Origin of the sequence: Mesorhizobium abyssinicae (assembly GCF_049887195.1) — a bacterium.
Classification (GTDB): domain Bacteria; phylum Pseudomonadota; class Alphaproteobacteria; order Rhizobiales; family Rhizobiaceae; genus Mesorhizobium; species Mesorhizobium abyssinicae.
This window is the reverse complement of the sequence record NZ_JARAKC010000005.1, coordinates 159,194-177,337: the sequence shown is the minus strand read 5'-3', so window position 1 is coordinate 177,337 and position 18,144 is coordinate 159,194. Positions and strand designations below refer to the sequence as shown.

Annotated in this window: 15 protein-coding genes and 1 pseudogene; 9 read left to right on the top strand and 7 right to left on the bottom strand. The window is 63.3% G+C overall.

The genetic code is table 11. The features are described from left to right. Nucleotides 1-1,641: a N,N-dimethylformamidase beta subunit family domain-containing protein gene (locus PU724_RS13750; RefSeq protein ID WP_354421524.1), complete on the bottom strand. Its 1,641-nt coding sequence runs from the start codon at nucleotides 1,639-1,641 to the stop codon at nucleotides 1-3. A 149-nt stretch (nucleotides 1,642-1,790) separates the two neighbouring features. Here PU724_RS13750 and PU724_RS13745 point away from each other — a divergent pair, with 149 nt between their 5' ends. From PU724_RS13745 to PU724_RS13730, 4 genes are all read left to right on the top strand, one after another. Further along, nucleotides 1,791-2,039: a ParB N-terminal domain-containing protein gene (locus PU724_RS13745; RefSeq protein WP_126054808.1), complete on the top strand. Its 249-nt coding sequence runs from the start codon at nucleotides 1,791-1,793 to the stop codon at nucleotides 2,037-2,039. Nucleotides 2,040-2,129: 90 nt separating this feature from the next. Next, nucleotides 2,130-3,083 carry an alpha/beta fold hydrolase gene (locus PU724_RS13740; RefSeq protein ID WP_354421526.1) on the top strand — a complete coding sequence of 318 codons (954 nt, stop codon included), beginning with the start codon at nucleotides 2,130-2,132 and terminating at the stop codon, nucleotides 3,081-3,083. Nucleotides 3,084-3,261: 178 nt separating this feature from the next. Beyond that, the gene (locus tag PU724_RS13735; protein ID WP_127287010.1) at nucleotides 3,262-3,657 is read left to right on the top strand and encodes a GFA family protein; all 396 of its coding nucleotides are present in this window, start codon (nucleotides 3,262-3,264) and stop codon (nucleotides 3,655-3,657) included. A 128-nt stretch (nucleotides 3,658-3,785) separates the two neighbouring features. Then, nucleotides 3,786-3,998: a hypothetical protein gene (locus PU724_RS13730; RefSeq protein ID WP_127287011.1), complete on the top strand. Its 213-nt coding sequence runs from the start codon at nucleotides 3,786-3,788 to the stop codon at nucleotides 3,996-3,998. A gap of 27 nt (nucleotides 3,999-4,025) precedes the next feature. Here PU724_RS13730 and PU724_RS13725 read toward each other — a convergent pair whose 3' ends face one another. Further along, nucleotides 4,026-4,937 carry a hypothetical protein gene (locus tag PU724_RS13725; RefSeq protein WP_354421529.1) on the bottom strand — a complete coding sequence of 304 codons (912 nt, stop codon included), beginning with the start codon at nucleotides 4,935-4,937 and terminating at the stop codon, nucleotides 4,026-4,028. A gap of 245 nt (nucleotides 4,938-5,182) precedes the next feature. On the opposite strand from PU724_RS13725, the gene PU724_RS13720 reads away from it, so the two are divergent. Next, a complete protein-coding gene (locus tag PU724_RS13720) occupies nucleotides 5,183-6,277 on the top strand; it encodes a glycoside hydrolase family 25 protein (protein ID WP_354421531.1) in 1,095 nt (364 codons plus the stop codon). A 192-nt stretch (nucleotides 6,278-6,469) separates the two neighbouring features. Next, complete coding sequence (locus tag PU724_RS13715; protein WP_354421533.1) at nucleotides 6,470-7,012, top strand: DUF2314 domain-containing protein; 543 nt, start codon at nucleotides 6,470-6,472, stop codon at nucleotides 7,010-7,012. Between the two features lie 67 nt (nucleotides 7,013-7,079). Here PU724_RS13715 and PU724_RS13710 read toward each other — a convergent pair whose 3' ends face one another. Continuing rightward, entirely contained in the window at nucleotides 7,080-7,994 is a 915-nt protein-coding gene (locus tag PU724_RS13710; protein WP_128276372.1) for a LysR family transcriptional regulator, read from the bottom strand. A gap of 105 nt (nucleotides 7,995-8,099) precedes the next feature. Here PU724_RS13710 and PU724_RS13705 point away from each other — a divergent pair, with 105 nt between their 5' ends. Both PU724_RS13705 and PU724_RS13700 read left to right on the top strand, forming a co-directional pair. Continuing rightward, the gene (locus tag PU724_RS13705; RefSeq protein ID WP_189340348.1) at nucleotides 8,100-8,267 is read left to right on the top strand and encodes a hypothetical protein; all 168 of its coding nucleotides are present in this window, start codon (nucleotides 8,100-8,102) and stop codon (nucleotides 8,265-8,267) included. 39 nt (nucleotides 8,268-8,306) lie between these two features. Further along, the gene (locus PU724_RS13700) at nucleotides 8,307-8,915 is read left to right on the top strand and encodes a class I SAM-dependent DNA methyltransferase (RefSeq protein WP_354421535.1); all 609 of its coding nucleotides are present in this window, start codon (nucleotides 8,307-8,309) and stop codon (nucleotides 8,913-8,915) included. Nucleotides 8,916-9,323: 408 nt separating this feature from the next. On the opposite strand, the pseudogene PU724_RS13695 reads toward PU724_RS13700, so the two are convergent. The 3 genes and pseudogenes from PU724_RS13695 to PU724_RS13685 form a co-directional block, all read right to left on the bottom strand. Further along, nucleotides 9,324-9,473, bottom strand: a pseudogene (locus PU724_RS13695) (VOC family protein); the annotation flags it as partial. An 83-nt stretch (nucleotides 9,474-9,556) separates the two neighbouring features. Further along, the gene (locus tag PU724_RS13690; protein ID WP_354421537.1) at nucleotides 9,557-10,591 is read right to left on the bottom strand and encodes a serine/threonine protein kinase; all 1,035 of its coding nucleotides are present in this window, start codon (nucleotides 10,589-10,591) and stop codon (nucleotides 9,557-9,559) included. Between the two features lie 455 nt (nucleotides 10,592-11,046). Beyond that, the gene (locus PU724_RS13685; RefSeq protein ID WP_354421538.1) at nucleotides 11,047-14,820 is read right to left on the bottom strand and encodes a vitamin B12-dependent ribonucleotide reductase; all 3,774 of its coding nucleotides are present in this window, start codon (nucleotides 14,818-14,820) and stop codon (nucleotides 11,047-11,049) included. Nucleotides 14,821-15,542: 722 nt separating this feature from the next. Between PU724_RS13685 and PU724_RS13680 the strand changes: the two genes are divergently transcribed. Then, nucleotides 15,543-16,916 (top strand): glutamate--tRNA ligase, encoded by a 1,374-nt coding sequence (locus PU724_RS13680; RefSeq protein WP_354421540.1) that lies wholly within the window; start codon nucleotides 15,543-15,545, stop codon nucleotides 16,914-16,916. On the opposite strand, the gene PU724_RS13675 is transcribed toward PU724_RS13680, so the two are convergent. Beyond that, the gene (locus tag PU724_RS13675) at nucleotides 16,834-18,057 is read right to left on the bottom strand and encodes a DUF2865 domain-containing protein (RefSeq protein WP_354421542.1); all 1,224 of its coding nucleotides are present in this window, start codon (nucleotides 18,055-18,057) and stop codon (nucleotides 16,834-16,836) included. The genes PU724_RS13680 and PU724_RS13675 overlap by 83 nt on opposite strands. Nucleotides 18,058-18,144 lie beyond the last annotated feature (87 nt).

The window sequence follows — 18,144 nt, the reverse complement described above, 5'->3', positions numbered from 1 at the left end:
TCAGGACTTTCCGAGATAGCGGTCGAGGACATTTTGCGTCACGCGCTCGACCATCGCGTCCTGCCTTAGCAGGCCGGCGACCCATTCGCAGCTTCCGGCATGGAACACTTCGCCCTTGCCGCGCGGGAAATTGACGATCATGCCGTTGCCGCGCTTGACCTTGTCGAGATTGGCGTCGCTGGCCTCGCCGAACAGCGTCTCGGCGGTGAAGCGACCATCCTCGTCGGTGAGGAACTGGTCCTCGATCGGGATGTCCGCGCTTTCCTCGACCTGGCTCGCCATGCCGACCGCCAGCACCTGCAGGCCGTCCGGCGCGCCGCTCTGCTCGGTCGGGTAGGGCAGGCCGCCGCGGATCTCGAAATCCAGTCCGTCGACCTCATAGCCGTAGACATGGCTGTCGGCGCCGAGCAGGTCGCCATAATAGATGCCGGTGCCGGCGAAGGCCCAGTGTTCGGGGCGATAGACCGGGAAGCCGCGCACGCCGCGCGGCGCGCAGCCGCCCCAGCCGGCATAGACGCCCCTGGTCGCATTGAGGCCGAAGGTTGCCGAACCCGGCCGGCCGATCTCGGGCGCTTCCCAGGAGTTGGTTGCGCGGGTCACGTCGCCGTCGCGATAGGCCGGGTCCTCGGCGCGCGCCCGGTATTTGTAGCAGACCTGCCGCCGCCCCTCGTCTTCCAGCCTGGTCTGCCACATGAAATTGCCGGCAAAGCGTGCCGCGTGGCCGCCACGCTCCACATAGGCGTCGACCGCGTCGCGCATCTCCCAGGTCCAGTATTCGTCATGGCCGACGAAGACGACGCAGTCATAGCCGTCGAGGATATCGGGCGCAAAGTGCAAGTCGTGCTGGCTGGCGAGATCGATCGCGTAGCCGGCGCGCTCGGTGAAGCGGAAGAAATGGCTGTCATAGCTCGCCCAGCCGGACGAGGCGTATTTCTTCGAATGACCGGTGGCGAAGGCCCATTCCATGTGCGGATATCGCGGCACGGTCTTCGGCGGCACCGCGATCTCCAGCGGTACGCGCGGGGCCTCCTTCGGCAGCACGACGAAGCCGCGGCACCAGGGACGCTGCGTCGACACCATCGTGGCGTATTGGTCCCGGTTCGGGCCGGTGATGCCCTGATAGTGGTTGGAGCCGCCCCAGGTGTTGTAAGCGAGCCAGGTTCCCGTCGCCGCGACCTGCAGCAAGCGGCCGGGTTTCTTGCCGGGCAGGGGCGTGACGATGAAGAGGTGATGGCTCTGGATCGGCGTGCCGTCACGGCCCTCGGCCGTGAGCGTGACGCGGTAGGCGCCGGACGGCCAGGCATCGCCGATGCGGAACTCGAAGGAAGTGTCCCAGCCGCAGCCTTCGACCGAACATTGGACGGGCGTCTCCTGCCAGCGCGCCGCGATGCCGGTTTTTTCGAACACCCTTGTTTCGGCGCCGCCGTCGCGAACAATCGTGATGCCGAATTGCGGCGCCGTCGCGCTGACATGCAACGCCATCGTTTCGCCGGGGCGGTACGAAAAACGGTCGCTGTAGCACCAGATCTCGCCACGCGCGCCGTCCATGCCGGGCCGTTCGTAGTAATGGCCGCGCACCGCCTCGCGGCGCTGCTCGGGCGTCAGCCCGAAATCGGGGAATTCGGTCGGCAGTCGCGTCAATGAACACCTGAAACCAACAGGCCGCCATTGAGACCATTGGCCGGCCAAGCGTCAAATGGAAACGATCGGGCCAGCATCCACTTGCCCTTGGCCATATCCGGCAAACAGACTATCTCAGTCAGGGCGAAGTTTCAGCGCCGGGAGCCGACATGCTGCGCGTGCAAAAGGTCAAGGTCGACGACATCTATGTGCCCGCCGCGCGCCGCAAGACGCTCCACCCGGAAACCGTCCGCCATCTGGCCGAGGACATTCTCGAAAACGGTATGAAAATGCCGATCCAGGTCCGCCATGACGGCAAGCGCCACATTCTGGTTGAAGGCCTGCACCGGCTGGAAGCCGCCAAATGGCTCGGCGAGACCGAGATCGACGCCTATCTGGTGCAGGCCAAGCGCCACTAACCAATTTCGCATCTGCTGCAAAATTTCTCGCGGCCATGTCGGCTTGCGCTCTGCCGTCGCGTCCTTTGGGCACAACTGGAGGAGAACCAAATGCCCAAGACCCTGTTTTTCGCCATGCTCGCTTCGGCCGTGGCGCTGATTGCCGCGCCAGATGCACAATCCGAGGAGACAAAGCCTGCCATGACCGCTGCCACCAAAGCCCCTGTGAAGCCGGAGAAATCCGGCCTGCTGCCGATCGACGGCCTGAATTACTACTACGCCATCTACGGCAAGGGCGAGCCGCTGCTGCTGCTGCATGGCGGCCTCGGTTCCACCGACATGTTCGCGCCGGTCCTGCCGCAATTCGCCGCGCATCGCACCGTAATCGCCGTGGATCTGCAGGGCCATGGCCGCACCGCGCTTGGCGAGCGGCCGTTCAGCGTCGAAGCGATGGGCAACGACATGGCGGCGATCGTCAAGGCGCTTGGCTACGACCAGGTCGACGTCATGGGCTATTCGCTGGGCGGCGGCGTCGCCTTCCGCATGGCTGTCCAGCACCCGGAGGCGGTGCGCCGGCTGGTGATGGTGTCGACGGGATATGCCACCAACGGCTTCTACGACGAGATGCGCCCGCAGCAGGCGCAGGTGAGCGCGGCGGCGGCCCCGTTCATGAAGGATACGCCGATGTACAAATCCTACGTCGCCGTGGCGCCGCATCCGGACGATTTCCCGAGGCTGCTCGACACGCTCGGCAACTTCATGCGCAACGAGCGCGACTTCTCGGCCGATGTGCCGAAGCTGAAGATGCCGGTCATGCTCGTCTACGGCGACAGCGACATGTACAAGCCCGAGCACGAGATCAAGTTCTTCCAGATGCTCGGCGGCGGCCAGAAGGATGCCGGCTGGATGCGCGAGAACCTGTCGCAGAACCGGCTGGCAATCATCCCCAACCGCACCCACTACGACATCTTTTTCGCGCCGGAACTGCCCGCCACCGCACTGCCCTTCCTCGACGGTGTGACCAAGGTGAAGAGCTGGGACGAGATGCTCGGCGCAACCGAATAGCGGGTCGGCAATCTCATGCGGCCGTCTCCCTGGAGGCGGCCGCGTGCTTTTGGACGCGCTGCCATCTGCGCCGGTCGCATCATCGCAAACGATGGCATTCCATAAAAGCTTTTGAATTGACGCAGCGACCCGCCCGGCTACGGTTCCGGCGTTCTTCCCAAGCGAACGGATACCGGCGATGACGAAATATCAGGGCGGCTGCCTGTGCGGAGCGGTGCGCTACCGCGCCGAGGTGGCGCCGATCAACGAACGCGTCTGCCATTGCCGGATCTGCCAGAAGGCGATCGGCGCGGCGTTCAACGCGCGGCTGCTGTTTCGCATCGACGACGTGACCGTCGAGGGCGAAGTGGCGACGGTCAACTCCTCGCCGGACCTCAAGCGCGGCTTTTGCGCGGCCTGCGGTGCGACGCTGTTTTCCAGGCGCGATTCCAGAGGTATTCTTGGCATCACCTCCGGCTCGCTCGACGATCCTTCCCTGTTCAAGCCCGACATGCATTTCTGGACGGCCTCGAAGCAGCCCTGGGTACGGTTGGACGACGGCCTGCCGCAATATGAGGGCCTGCCACCGGCCTGACTCATTTCGACGCAGTCCTGCACAAAAATTTCATCTTCGATTCACGACATAGCCGGCAAAGCGTCATTGGCGGGCCATCATTGGCTGCCTATCTATCGTGCGCGGGCCGGCATTCGAGGAGGCGACGGATGAGCGAGAGCATCAACACCCTGGACGAGCTTTTGAACGACCCGATGGTCCGGCTCGTGATGGAGCGCGACCGCGTGCAGCCGGCCGAGCTTCGCACCCTGCTCGAGAGGGCTCGCGGCGGCGCGGCTGACGACATGCGCGCCGGCCAGCCGATGGTGCCGCCGGCCCACATGGTCGCCAAGAACTGCTTCCGGCAATGGCTGCGGGTCTAAAGCAATTCCAAGAACAAGCTGGATCCTTTAGTTGGAAGTAGCCGGCAAATAGCTGTAATGGCTGCGGAAATAGGCGATCCTGAAGCCAAGGCGCGCATAGTTGCGATAGGCAGGGCCGTCGCGCTCCTCATGCGGCGCCTCGATGTCGGCGACGAACAGTTTCGCGCCGGCCGCCAGGCCGTCGCGGACCAGCGCTTCGCCAAGCACCGCGTCGAGATCGAAGCTCGGCGCCATGATGCCGGGCACCGGTGCGTCGATGCCGCTCCAGGCCGCGCCGTCGGCGCCGATGAACAGCGAGCGCACCGCCACCACCGCGCCGTCCCGCTTCAGCATGTAATGATGCCAGCCCTTGCGACCGACCAGCGCCAGCAGCCAGGGTGAGGTCGGCAGCCGGTACTGACGGTCGATGAAGCCGGCCCATTCCGCCGCCGTTGATTTCGTGACGCGCTCGACAGCAACCCCGTCGGCCGCGAAGAGCGGCTCGGATGGCAGTGGCTCCGCTTCGCGATAGATACGCTCCCAGCCGCCCTGGCGCTGCAGGCCGCGCGCTTCGAGCCAGCATCTGAGCCGGGAAGGTTCGGTGTGCGGATTGACGTAGAACCAGGGCCGCGAAATGCCGGCAGCGCGGTAATGCGCCAGCAGCGTGTCGAGCTGGCTTTCGGTAGCCGGGCTGTCGACGCCGAGATTCTTCACGCAGTTGAAATGGATGAACGGGATCGTCGTGCAGGTCGTCCAGGCGAGGTCGCCGTCTGCCGCCATCGAAAGCCCTTGCTGCGCGGCGAAATCGGCCGGCGCCGCGGCGTAGAGGTCGAGCCAGGCACTGACCTCGGCGCGCTCGATGGCGCGGCTGAAATCGCCTGACACATCCTCGATCGCGATGGCCGGCGGATGCGGCACCGGCACTATGACGGGTTCCAGTTCCGACAGGGCGGACGACATGGCTTCTCCTCCCGAAATCGCCTAACCTTACGATGTAAGATTAGTGGAGGATAATATCATGGCGAGGCTTGTCAAGCAGGATGTGGGAAACACCGTTGCCCCGAGGACATTCCGATGATGCCGCCGGCGAGCCGCCATTTATCCCTAACAAGTTGATTCAAACTTTATTGGTAATTTCTCGTTAGGAATCGGATCTGCCGGTGGCAATCCGCCCTCGGCCTGTTTTGTTTTGTGTACAGGTCCAGATGCGGTTCTCAGGCGTCGTCAGTTTTGTGCTTGCATCGCTGTGCCTTGCCGGCTGCTCGTCCACATCGGGCATGGACGCCTTGCAGGTGCCGTCCAACGAAACCACCAGTTCCGTCGTCAGGCCGCGCGCGCCCGTCGCGGCGGCCGGGGCCACGGCCGAAACGGAAACGACGGTCGAGACCACATCGATGGCTGGCGACGCGCGCATGCGGCCACCGGAGCCGGTGGCCGACGACAATGCGCCTCCGTTCAGCCTTGCCGAGGAAGAGACGGTCGCGTTCCCCGCGCCGAACCTGCCCGACAGCGTCGAGCCGCCGGTCCAACCGGCAGCGCTTATGGCGCCGCCGAAGCGCCTGTCGCGGGCGGCGCCCGCGATGCTGGCCGGTCCCGTCACCCGCTATGGCTTCCGCGATGCCAAGCCAATCAATTTCGGCCGCGCCTCGCCCCGGCACCTTGCCGTGCACGGCGTCGACGTTTCGCGCTGGCAGGGCAACGTCAACTGGGAAAAGCTGCGCGCCCAGGGCGCCAACTTCGCCTACATCAAGGCGACCGACGGCGGCGACCATCTCGACCCGATGTTCAGGACCAACTGGCGCAATGCCGATGCTGCCGGGCTGAAGCGCGGCGCCTATCATTTCTTCTACTGGTGCCGCACCGCCGGCGAGCAGGCCGACTGGTTCATCCGCAACGTGCCGCGGGTCGAGGGCGCGCTTCCGCCGGTGATCGACGTCGAATGGAACGGCGAGTCGTCCTGCAAGCGGCGGCCGTCGCGCGACACGGTGCTGGAGAAGATGCAGGTGTTCATGGACAAGCTTGAACGCTATTACGGCCAGCGTCCGATCATCTACACCAGCCCCGACTTCTATCGCGACAATCTGCGCGGCGCCTTCCCCGACTATCCGTTCTGGCTGCGCGCCGTGGCGCGCCATCCGTCAAAGGTCTATCCCGGCCGCAAATGGGTGTTCTGGCAGTATTCCGGCTCCGGCCTGTCGCACGGGGTGAGGGGCCGCATCGACCTCAACGTCTTCCATGGCGACGAGCGCGCCTGGCGAGCATGGGCCGGCGGACAGACGACCGTCGCCGACGCGGACTGAGCGTTCTCGGCTGGCGCGAATACCGGCAGGCCGCCGTCGTCCCATCCCCCGGCGGCATTTTCAGTGATTTGCTAAGGATCCACTCACCTTTTTCCTTAGTGGTCCTGCAATGCCCGGCTGGTAACATCCGCGTGATCATGCATGCCGCGCGCAACACCGCGCGGCCCAGCATGAATGGGCATGGAGGGGTCGATGCGCAATCCGGTTCTGGCAATCGTCTTCGTGGCCGCTGTCGGCTACGGTTTTTTCAATGCGCTCGGGCATGGGCGGAGCGACAAGCCGATGGCCATTCCGGCCGCGGCGCCGGGCGCCTCGCAGACGGCGCCTCGCGCGATGACGGAGAACGTCGTCGCCTATTCCACCGAAGACAAGGCGATGCAGGCCGCCAAGAACAAGGGACACTCGACGCTGCCGCGCTTCCACGAGCTGATGGCCACCGGCACGCCCGGCACCTACACGGTGAAGTTCCCGCTGACCCAGAACGGCGCCACCGAGCACATCTGGATGCAGCTCACCGGCCTGGGCGACGGCACCTTCATCGGCCTTCTCGCCGACGAGCCGGTCAATGGCACCAAGTACAAGATGGGCGACCGCATGACGGTGGCGGAAGCCGACGTCGAGGACTGGATGGTCAAGAACGGCGGCGAGGTTTACGGCGGCTATACCGTGCGCCAGGCCTTTGCCGACATGCCGAAGGAACAGGCCGCGAAATACGGCATCACCTTCAAGGATTGATCCGACTCCCCCGAGAGGAGGAGAGTCGCACCCCGCGCGGTCGTCATCCTCGAGCTTGACCCTAGCCTTACCTTGCCTCGCGTCTTTCGCGCTCGCGTATCTCAGCCGTCTGGGCCAGCACCCAGTCGCGGAACACCTTGATCTTGGGCGCATTGCGGCGGCTTTCCAGGTGCACCAGCCAATAGCCGTCGCCATCGGATCCCAGCACTTCAAAAGGCTGGATCAGCTGTCCCTTGGCCAGCAGGGCGCTATAGATGTTGCGGGTGAGGATCGCGGCGCCCTGGTCGGTCAGCGCCGCCATTGCATCGTAAGCCTGCGACCCCAGCGTCGGACCCGCGACGACGCGATCGGGTTCGAACGGCACGCCGGCCGCCTCGAACCAGATTTTCCACCAGGGATCGTCGGCGCAGCATAGCGCCACCTTGTAGAGATCCTCGGGACGGTGGATGCCGCCCACGCTCTCGGCCAGTCTCGGGCTGAGCATCGGCGTATAGTCCGCCTTGAACAGATAGTGAGCCGTCAGGCCGGGCCATTTTCCAGTGCCGGTGCGGATCCCGACGTCCATGTCCTCGCGCGTGAAATCGACCAGACGAGGCGATGTGTTCACCTTCACGGCGAGATCGGGATGCATCAGCTGGAATGTTCCAAGCCATACGGCCAGCCAGTTCGTTGCGAAGGTCTCCATGGTCGTCACCGACAGCACGCCGGTCGCGCCGCCCTTGGTCGCGACCCACGCATCGGCCAGGGCCGAGAACGCGCCTGATGCGTGCGGCGCCAACTGCTGTCCGGCCTCGGTCAGGGCGATCTGTCTTGTTTTCCTTATGAAAAGCGGCGTTCCCGCGCGTTCTTCCAGCACCTTGATCTGATAGCTGGCCGCCGACTGGGTCATGCCGAGTTCTTCGGCCGCCTTGGTGAAACTGCCCAGCCGCGCCGCGGCCTCAAACACGCGGATGGCGCCTAGCGGCGGCAGTTCCCAACTCATGACGCATCAATCCTCCTGATGCATGCTACGCGAGGTTCGATTGGAATCCAAGGCCGGAAAACGGCATGCTCTGGTCATCGAACTCGAACCCGAAAGGACACGGCAATGACCACCACCCTTTACAACACGCTTCGTCGTCCGGTTCTCGACCTCTTCATCGCGCCGTTCAGGCCACGCACGCGCGGCCTGCTTGACCGCCGTTCGCTGTCGGACCATTTCCTGCGCGACATCGGCATGCTCGACGGACGCGTGCCTCCCGGCACCCTTCGCTGAGGCAAATCCGGCGCCTTGACCGACGCGAGGGAGGGAAAGATGGATGCATTATCGCAGGCTCTGGCGAAGAGCCGTCAAACGATCAGCGCGTATGAGGACTATGCGGAACGCTACGATGCCATCGTGCGGCATGTTCCCAACGAGAGAGAACAGGCATCCCTGAAGCGGCTTGTGGCGATCGCCGGCACCGCCGGCCAGATTCTCGAAGTCGGGTCCGGAGCGGGATACGACGCCGACTTTCTGGAGGCCTTGGGCGTCAAGGTTCGCCGCACCGACGCGACAAAGCGGTTTCTCGAGTTGCAGGCCGCGCGCGGCAAGCACGGCGAGCTTCTCGATCTCCTCACCGACGATCTCGGCGGCCCCTACGATGCAGTGCTGGCGCTCGCCGTCCTGATCCATGTGCCCCGCGACCAGATCGATCAGGTGCTCGCCAGGATAGCCGGATCGCTGCGGCCAGGCGGCGCCTTCCTGGTGTCGATGCGCAATGGCGACGGCGAGACGGATGGCAACTATCACACCGTCCTGTGGCGCCGGGACGACTTCGCGGCCCGTATCGAAAGCGCCGGGCTGGTCCTGATCAGGGACGATTTCAACGTCGGCCGGAATAGCGAAGAATGGAACACGTTCCTGGCTGTCAGGCCGGCGTAATGCGGCGCCCCTTTCCCTTCTCCCCTTGTGGGAGAAGGTGGCCGCGAAGCGGCCGGATGAGGGGTGCTCCAGCTTGACGCGAACCTATGCCAAACCTTGTACGCCGCGGCAGGGCCAGCCAGCGTCTCACTCCGCTGGAACACCCCTCAACCGTCTCGGCGCTGCGCGCCGATCCACCTTCTCCCACAAGGGGAGAAGGGAAGGCGCTCACGCTTCGCCTCGCGCCTTCGTCATCCTCGGGCTTGACCCGAGGATCCATTCCGTGACCTCGGCGAAGAGTGCAAACGGAGCAGAATTCTGCGTCGCCGCAACGCTTCAAAGTCACGGCATGGATTCCAGGGTCTGCGCGCGTCGCTTCGCTCCTTGCTTCGCCCCGGAATGACGAAGTGGACGGGGCGCCGCCACACTGGGCGGCTTCTCGCCCGTGCTCTGGATCTCGAACAGGCAGCCATTGCCGACATCGAAGGCCCAGAAGATGCCGGATAGGCGATAGCCCAAGGGCGCAAAGACCTGTTCGTAGAAGAGCTCGCTCACTTTGATCGTGATGTGGTCGATCATCGAAGACACCATCAAGCCCTCGGCAAAGCGTTCAAGAACCGCGCAGATAGCCCTCATCGATGCTAGGACATTTGCAATGCGGGTCAGGCAACAGTGTTCTCATAGAGATATCTGACAACAAACTCGTCCGCCTCCCGTCGCGTCGCAAAGCGAATGTCGGGCTGTAAACGTCGATTGTTTCGCTTGACTGACACGCAATAGCCGCCTCGGACGTCGGTTGTGTCTATGCTGTAAGAAATTCCGTCGACGAAGGAACTCCATTCGTTTGGTCCGGACGGAGTCCAGAGGCGGATGAAACGAAGTCGATCCAAAGCCCGACGAAATTCAGCGCAGGAACCATACCTATCTGCGGGATCGACGGCGCAGGCTCGGTTCACAATCATTCTGAGTTTGCGAGGAACCTCCGGTCGATACCCAATTCGTTTGAGAAGCTGGCCGCTGTCTCGCAACTGTTCCCAATCTCGCACCCCTGTCACCAGACCATGCCAATCCGCAATCTGGTTTATCGCTCGAAACAGCGTTATTCCGCACGAGTAAACATCTGTTCCCTCATCAATTTCGTTCGTTCGGGAGAATTCCGGAGCTTGATGGGTCCGGTATATTTCATCCCGCGCTCTCGGAGCTCCAGCCAACGCGGCGTTTCGCGACAATCCGAAGTCCACCAATTTCGCTTGTTGATCGACGATGACAATATTGTTCGGCTTTATGTCGCCATGAGTTATTCCGTTTCCCTGCAAATACTCCATTGCATGAAGTGTATCAGAGATATACCTTGCTGATGATCCGATAGGAAGGTAACGGATCTCAACTAACCCTTGGATTGTGATGCCGTCTAGGAATTCTTGTTCCATCAAAACAAATGTCGTTAACCCGTTAGGCCCATTTAGATCTATCAGCTCGGCGGCATAAATACGACCAACGTTCGGGTGGTTGCAATTCTGGGAATATGCTTCAATCAATTCACGAAAATTGCGAGGATTGTCGCATTCAACAAGTTTCAGAAATGATCGTCTGTTGATTGCGTAGTTCTGGGCGAGAAAGACGGTACCAAATTGCCCTGGAGTCAATTGCCTTTGAATTAGAAATTTTCCAGCGACATTGTCGCCCACATTAAACATCTAAGCTTGCCCAGCACGCCAGCGTAGCATTCCTAATGCGCTTCCAATTGGGAGCGTGTTCCCCAATCAGGCGGTCGCAAGCATCTTCCTTACTCTCCGATTTGTCTATGCTAAAAAGCTTATGCGTGAACGAGCGTGTATAAAACTCAGTCGAAGGGATCTTTGCTTCTCGGCAAATAGAAATCAAGGTGGCGACCGGAAAATGCAGGTACGCAATCTGATCCGAGCTTGTCGCGTCTAAGGAGAGCCTATAGGCGACTTTCGTAGGCTTGATGCGATTTATAAGTCCCAGGAATATCGCACCACTCTTGACGATTAAGTCCTCACGATAGTCGACTACACGATAGTTTTCGACGCCGTGAGCCACGTAAACAGGTGCGCCCCTAGTTCCACCAAGAGCGCACCAAAATATGTTATCTTTGCCTAGGTCAAACCCTAGATTTGCCATCGATTCCTCAGCTGCACCCGCTCGTGCTTCCACACGTATCGCACTTCTCGCAGGTGCCGTTCCGCACCATGGTGAAGTTGTGGCACTCCGAGCATTCGTTGCCGGTGTAGCCCTGCAGCAGCGACTGCTGGCGCCGTGTCGCGGCGAGCTTCTTGGCGTCGGCGGCTTCCTGCGCGGCGGCGTCGGTGAACAGCGCCTCCGTGCTGGAAGCCTCGGCCTCCTCTTCGACGATGTCCTCGGCCAGTTCCCTGGCGCGCTCCTCATAGTCGCGCTTGTAGGCGATGGCCTCGTCGCTCGCCGGCTTCAGCGTCAAGACGTTGGAGCCGGAGAAGGCGGTGGGCGCTGCGCGGGCAGGGGCCGTCGTCGGCGCCGAGCCGCCAAAGCCCTTGGGATCGCCGCCGGCGCCCGAGACCAGCTTGACCGGCGAAACGCCGCGAGTCAGGCCCTTCGAAAACGGCGTCGCCTTGCCTTCGGTGATGCCGCGGCCGAGCGCCGTCTTGTCGAAGTCCGACTGGTCGACATGGGCGAGGTCGTGGCGGGCGAGATAGGAGACGGCGAGCTCGCGGAACACGTAGTCGAGGATCGACGTCGCGTTCTTGATGGCGTCGTTGCCCTGCACCATGCCGGCCGGCTCGAACTTGGTGAAGGTGAAGGCCTCGACATATTCATCGAGCGGCACGCCGTATTGCAGGCCGAGCGAGATGGCGATGGCGAAGTTGTTCATCATCGCGCGGAAGGCGGCACCTTCCTTGTGCATGTCGATGAAGATTTCGCCCAGGCGACCGTCGTCGAACTCGCCGGTGCGGAGATACACCTTGTGGCCGCCGACCACTGCCTTCTGCGTGTAGCCCTTGCGGCGGTTCGGCAGCTTCTCGCGGTCGCGGTAGAGCCGCTCCACCACGCGCTCGACGATCTTCTCCGTCACCTGCACGGCGCGCTGCGCGGCGGGCGCCGCGATCAGCTGCTCGACCACCTCGTCCTCATCCTCCTCGCCGTCGGCGAGCAGCGAGGCATTGAGCGGCTGCGACAGCTTCGAGCCGTCGCGATAGAGCGCGTTCGCCTTCAGCGCCAGCTTCCACGACAGCATGTAGGCGTTCTTGGCGTCCTCCACCGTCGCTTCGTTCGGCATGTTGATGGTCTTGGAGATGGCGCCGGAGATGAAGGGCTGCGCCGCCGCCATCATCAGGATGTGGCTGTTGATCGACAGCGAGCGCTTGCCGATCTTGCCGCACGGGCTGGCGCAGTCGAACACGGCGAGGTGCTCGGCCTTCAGGAACGGCGCGCCTTCCAGCGTCATCGCACCGCAGACATGGATGTTGGCGGCCTCGATGTCCTTCTTCGAGAAGCCGAGCGCCGGCAGCATCTCGAACGAGAAATCGCCGAGCTGCTCGTCGGTGAAGCCGAGCGTCTCCTTCACCCAGTCGGCGCCCAGCGTCCACTGGTTGAAGACGAACTTGATGTCGAAGGCCGACTTCAGCGCCGCATTCAGCGCCGCGATCTTGTCGTCGGAAAAACCCTTGGCCTTCAGCGAGCCGGGATTGATGCCGGGCGCCTGGTTGAGGTTGCCGTGGCCGACCGCATAGGCCTCGATCTCGGCGATCTGGCTTTCGGAATAGCCCAGCGTGCGCAGCGCTTCCGGCACGGCGCGGTTGATGATCTTGAAGTAGCCGCCGCCAGCGAGCTTCTTGAACTTCACCAGCGCGAAGTCGGGCTCGATGCCGGTGGTGTCGCAATCCATGACCAGGCCGATCGTGCCGGTCGGCGCGATCACGGTTGCCTGCGCATTGCGGTAGCCGTGCTCCTCGCCGAGCTCGATGGCGCGGTCCCAGGCCGCCTTGGCGTGCTCAGCGAGCGCCTGCTGCTTCAGATCGGACGCGACCAGCGGCACCGGATTGACGGCGAGCTTCTCGTAGCCGTCCTTGTCGCCATAGGCGGCGCGGCGGTGGTTGCGCATGACGCGTAGCATGTTCTGGGCGTTGCGATCATAGTCCGGGAAGGCACCGAGCTCGGCCGCCATCTCGGCCGAGGTGGCGTAGGCCGTGCCGGTCATGATCGCGGTGAGCGCGGCGCAGATGGCGCGACCCTCGTCGGAATCGTAGGGGATGCCCGAGGTCATCAGTAGGCCGCCGATATTGGCGTAGCCGAGGCCGAGCGTGCGGTATTCGTAAGAGAGCTTGGCGATCTCCTTCGACGGGAACTGTGCCATCATCACCGAGATCTCGAGCACGATGGTCCACAGCCGCACCGTGTGCTCGTAAGTGGCGATGTCGATCGTGCCGTCGGCATTGCGGTAGGGCAGCAGGTTGATCGAGGCGAGGTTGCAGGCCGTGTCGTCGAGGAACATGTATTCCGAGCACGGATTGGAAGCCCGGATCGCACCGGCCGAGGCGCAGGTGTGCCAGTCGTTCATCGTCGTGTTGAAGTGCAGGCCGGGATCGGCCGACGCCCAGGCGGCGTAGCCGATCTTTTCCCACAGGTCGCGCGCCTTCAGCGTCTTCAGCGCCTTGCCGTCCTTGCGGGCGGTGAGCTGCCAGTCGCCATCGGCCTCGACAGCGCGCAGGAAATTGTCCTTCAGCGACACCGAATTGTTGGAGTTCTGGCCGGAGACGGTCAGGTAGGCATCCGAATCCCAGTCGGTGTCGTAGGTCTTGAACGACATCGAGGTATAGCCCTGGCGGGCGAACTGGATGACCCGGTAGATGTAGTTCTCCGGCACCGCGTCCTTCTTGGCCGCCTTGATCTCGCGCTTCAGCGCCGTGTTGATCGCCGGGTCGAAGCAGTCGTCGTCATGGCCTTCGCAATTGACGCAGGCCTTCATAATCGCTTCGAGGTGCTTCTTGACGATCTTCGAGCCGGTCACCAGCGAGGCGACCTTCTGCTCTTCATTGACCTTCCAGTCGATGAACTCCTCGATATCGGGATGGTCGACGTCGACGATGACCATCTTGGCGGCGCGGCGCGTCGTGCCGCCCGACTTGATGGCGCCCGCCGCGCGATCGCCGATCTTGAGGAAGCTCATCAGGCCGGAGGAGCGACCGCCGCCGGACAGCTTTTCGCCTTCGCCGCGCAGCAGCGAGAAGTTGGAGCCGGTGCCGGAGCCATATTTGAACAGGCGCGCCTCGCGCACCCACAGATCCATGATGCCGCCTTCGTTGACGAGGTCGTCCTGCACGCCCTGGATGAAGCAGGCATGCGGCTGCGGATGCTCGTAGGAGGACTTCGACTTGGTCAGCTTGCCGGTGAAGGGATCGACATAGAAGTGGCCCTGGCTCGGGCCGTCGATGCCATAGGCCCAGTGCAGGCCGGTGTTGAACCATTGCGGCGAGTTCGGCGCGACGCGCTGCGTGGCCAGCATATAGGCAAGCTCGTCGCGGAAGGCGCGCGCGTCTTCCTCGGACTTGAAGTAGCCGCCCTTCCAGCCCCAGTAAGTCCATGTGCCGGCGAGGCGGTCGAAGACCTGGCGGGCATCGATCTCGGAGCCATAGCGCTCGGCCTCGGGGAGCTTGGCGAGTTCGGCCTCGTCGGGGACAGAGCGCCACAGAAAGGAGGGGACGTCGTTCTCCTCGACCTTCTTCAGGCGCGCGGGGACGCCGGCCTTGCGGAAATACTTCTGCGCCAGGATGTCGGCGGCTACTTGGCTGAACTGCGCCGGCACGTCGATATTGTCCAGGCGGAACACCACCGAGCCATCCGGATTCTTGATCTCGGAAAGCGCCTTGCGGAATTCGATCTCCGCGTAGGCGGATTGTCCTGGCTTGGTGAAACGACGCTCGATGCGCATTGGTCCGGTCCTTTGTGTCTATATATAGCGCTTTTCCCCAGGGATTCATGCCCCGAAAGCGAAACGCGCGGTCCGCCGTTTGCCGGCATCTTGACGACGCCGGCATCTCCTTCGCAGTCGTCGCGCGGCGCGCTGGCCAACTTCTTGCGAAGTGCCTCTCCAACTCGCCGACGAACCCCCTGCGGGTCCCTCAAAACTTTGAAACTTTTTCGCGATTCCCCCGATCGAGGGTTTCACACTATCTAGGGTCGAACCTGCCTGCAAACACTAAATATAGTGTTAACAGATCATTTTTTCCAGTCCGACAATTCTCCCTTTTCGCCACCCAGGCCCCACCCAATCCCAACGCTTCCGCCGGCCTCGTGAACGGGCGGAAATGTGGGCAAAACGCACAAAATCCGGGAAAAAAGACCGGCCTCTGAACTCTCCGGTCGCGCTCTCAACAGGAACGCATGGCCTATAAAAGGCGACTCGTTTTGCGCCGTCAAGGATTCGTTTACGTAGCTTTTGTGACCCCAATATCTTGTGTGTCACAGATGTGGATAACGGGGACAGAAAGGGCCTTCGCAACTCCCGGTTCTGCCGGCCGTCGGCAACGACTCGAAGCCGGCGGGGACCATGCCGGCCGACCGGCTTTTCATTTTAGCTGGCTTGCACTATGTCTTGCCCTTCGCGCGGGGGCGCGTCTTGTCAACCGGAAAAGCATCCGCTACGCCCCGCTCATGACAGTTACCGTCCGTTTCGCCCCGTCGCCGACCGGCCGCATCCATATCGGCAATGCGCGCACCGCTCTGTTCAACTGGCTGTTCGCCGCGAACAACAAGGGCCGCTTCATCCAGCGCTTCGACGACACCGATATCGCCCGTTCCAAGCAGGAATTCGCCGATTCCATCCTCTACGACCTGCACTGGCTTGGCATCTTCCCGGACGCCACCGAATACCAGTCGCGGCGCGTCGAGATCTATGACGCCGCCGTCGAGCGGCTGAAGGAGGCGCGCGTCCTCTACGCCTGCTACGAGACGCCGGAAGAACTCGATTTGCGCCGCAAGGTGCGCCGCACGCGCGGCCTGCCGCCGGTCTATGGCCGCGAGGCGCTGACGCTGACGCCGGAGCAGGTCGCCGAATACCAGTCGGACGGCCGCCGCCCGCACTGGCGTTTCCTGCTGCCGAACTTCACCAGCGATCCGTTGCAGCCGGAGCGCACCGAGATCCACTGGAACGACCTGGTGCGCGGCGAGGAGACCGTCGATCTCGCCTCGCTGTCCGATCCCGTGCTGGTGCGCGAGGACGGCACCTATCTCTACACGCTGCCGTCGGTGGTCGACGACATCGAGATGGGCGTCAGCCACGTCATCCGCGGCGACGACCATGTCACCAACACCGGCGTGCAGATTGCGCTGTTCGAGGCGCTCGGCGCCGCGCCGCCGATCTTCGGCCACCATAATCTCTTGACCACGGTCTCGGGCGAGGGCCTGTCGAAGCGCACCGGCGCGCTGTCGATCGAAAGCCTGCGCGAGAACGGTATCGAGCCGATGGCGGTCGCCTCGCTGGCGGTGCTCGTCGGCACGTCGGAGAACGTCGCGGCGGCGCACGATCTTGCCGACCTCGCCGGCCATTTCGATCCGGCCGCGACTTCGAAATCGGCGGCCAAGTTCGATCCGGACGAGCTGTTCGTGCTCAACCGCACCCTGATGCACCACATGCCGTTTGCCGAGGCGCGCGACCGGCTGATCGTGCTGGGTGTTTCAGGCGACAAGGCGGAGCCGTTCTGGATGGCCGTGCGCGGCAACCTCGACAGGCTGGCCGACGCGGTTGCCTGGTGGCGTATCGTCGATCAGGGACCGCAGGAGCCGGCGGAGTTTTCCGGCGAGGATCGCGACTTCCTGCACCAGGCGTTCGACCTGTTGCCGGATGAGCCGTGGAACGGCACCGTCTGGAAGGATTGGACCGGCAAGATCCGCGAAGCAACCGGGCGCAAGGGCAAGGCGCTGTTCATGCCGCTCAGGCTGGCGCTTACTGGACAGCCTTCCGGGCCGGAGCTTGCAGATCTATTGCCCCTGCTGGGTCGGGAAGGAACGATGGCCCGACGACCCTGACCTTGCGCTGCTCCGGCGGCAGCGCCGACACCGGCGATGTCGCCGGCTTCTCGGCCAGGCGTTTGATGGCGTCGCGGTCGAGCCCGCCTTCGGCATTGGCCAGCGTCTCCGGATCGGCGCCCGGATCCGGCTTGGTACCGGGCATGGGAACGAAGGGCGCCGTGGCTGCCTCGGGGTCGGACTGCCCGGGGTTCGGCGGATTGCCGGCGATGATCTCGAAATTCTGCGCTTGCGCGTTGCAGCCGCAGGCCGGCGGCCGCGCCATGTTGCTCTGCTTGTAGAGATAGGCGCTCGGCAGTTCGCTGTACGGCCTGCCAGTCACCGACGAGGTCATCGCGCCAGCATCGTCGTCCATGCCGCGCGTGTAGAACACCTGCATCTCGGTGCCCGGGCAGCTCGATTCGCAGTTCTTCTGGTCGCGCTCGAAATCGCCATAGGAAGCGGAGTTCGACATCGGGAAGAAATAGCCGTCGCAGGTGCGCACGCACACGGTGCGGAATTCGCCGTTCAGCCGCGGCAGATCCATGCCGTCTGGCTGGTTGATCACGCGGCGGATGTTGCGCTCGCTCGGATCGTCCGGCGGCACGTCAGGCGCATCGGGCGTGTCGAGCGCTTCGAGCTCGCGGTTGCCGCCGCCGAAGAGCTGCTCGAACAGATTGCCGCCGCCGCCATTGTCGCGCGCGGTCTCCTCGATCGGAGCGCGCCTCGGCGCGATCTCGTCGTCGCGGCAGCCATTGGCATCGAGCGCCGCCAGGATACGGCTTCGATCGCGGCGGGTGCCGCCGCCTGAAAGACGCTCGCGCTTCGCCAGCAAGGCGTCGAGATTGGCGTTCATGCGATCGATGTTCGCGTTGATCGCGGCGCATTTGTTGACGTTGCGCGAAAACAGCGAAAAGCCGCAGCCGGCATCGCTCGCCCGGTTGCGCGCCTTCGCCATCTGTTCGCGCTGGCGCGCGATGGCGTCGTCATATTTGCGGATTATCGCCGGTCCGCCACCGCCGCCGCGACTGGCATCCAGCTCCGCCTCAAGCTGGCGGCACATGCGCGAGGCGGCCTGCGGCTCGGTCACGGCGACAGCCGACGTCGCCAGCGCCGCGAGCAGCGCCGCAAGGTGGGTCAGCTTCAACCCCGCGCCCTTCATTCGCCTGAAACCCCGATTGCCAGCCTGTCGCATAGACTAGCGTGTCCGCGGTTAAACCTGTCTTTACTTTGCAGCCGAAAGCACTTG

Bases quoted from the DNA above. Each gene is read 5' to 3' on its own strand.
- PU724_RS13715 (WP_354421533.1), top strand. From the start codon at position 6,470: ATGCGCAATCCGGTTCTGGCAATCGTCTTCGTGGCCGCTGTCGGCTAC.
- PU724_RS13680 (WP_354421540.1), top strand. From the start codon at position 15,543: ATGACAGTTACCGTCCGTTTCGCCCCGTCGCCGACCGGCCGCATCCAT.
- PU724_RS13725 (WP_354421529.1), bottom strand. From the start codon at position 4,937: ATGTCGTCCGCCCTGTCGGAACTGGAACCCGTCATAGTGCCGGTGCCG.
- PU724_RS13675 (WP_354421542.1), bottom strand. From the start codon at position 18,057: ATGAAGGGCGCGGGGTTGAAGCTGACCCACCTTGCGGCGCTGCTCGCG.
- PU724_RS13740 (WP_354421526.1), top strand. From the start codon at position 2,130: ATGCCCAAGACCCTGTTTTTCGCCATGCTCGCTTCGGCCGTGGCGCTG.
- PU724_RS13710 (WP_128276372.1), bottom strand. From the start codon at position 7,994: ATGAGTTGGGAACTGCCGCCGCTAGGCGCCATCCGCGTGTTTGAGGCC.
- PU724_RS13700 (WP_354421535.1), top strand. From the start codon at position 8,307: ATGGATGCATTATCGCAGGCTCTGGCGAAGAGCCGTCAAACGATCAGC.
- PU724_RS13705 (WP_189340348.1), top strand. From the start codon at position 8,100: ATGACCACCACCCTTTACAACACGCTTCGTCGTCCGGTTCTCGACCTC.
- PU724_RS13745 (WP_126054808.1), top strand. From the start codon at position 1,791: ATGCTGCGCGTGCAAAAGGTCAAGGTCGACGACATCTATGTGCCCGCC.
- PU724_RS13720 (WP_354421531.1), top strand. From the start codon at position 5,183: ATGCGGTTCTCAGGCGTCGTCAGTTTTGTGCTTGCATCGCTGTGCCTT.
- PU724_RS13735 (WP_127287010.1), top strand. From the start codon at position 3,262: ATGACGAAATATCAGGGCGGCTGCCTGTGCGGAGCGGTGCGCTACCGC.
- PU724_RS13690 (WP_354421537.1), bottom strand. From the start codon at position 10,591: ATGTTTAATGTGGGCGACAATGTCGCTGGAAAATTTCTAATTCAAAGG.
- PU724_RS13685 (WP_354421538.1), bottom strand. From the start codon at position 14,820: ATGCGCATCGAGCGTCGTTTCACCAAGCCAGGACAATCCGCCTACGCG.
- PU724_RS13730 (WP_127287011.1), top strand. From the start codon at position 3,786: ATGAGCGAGAGCATCAACACCCTGGACGAGCTTTTGAACGACCCGATG.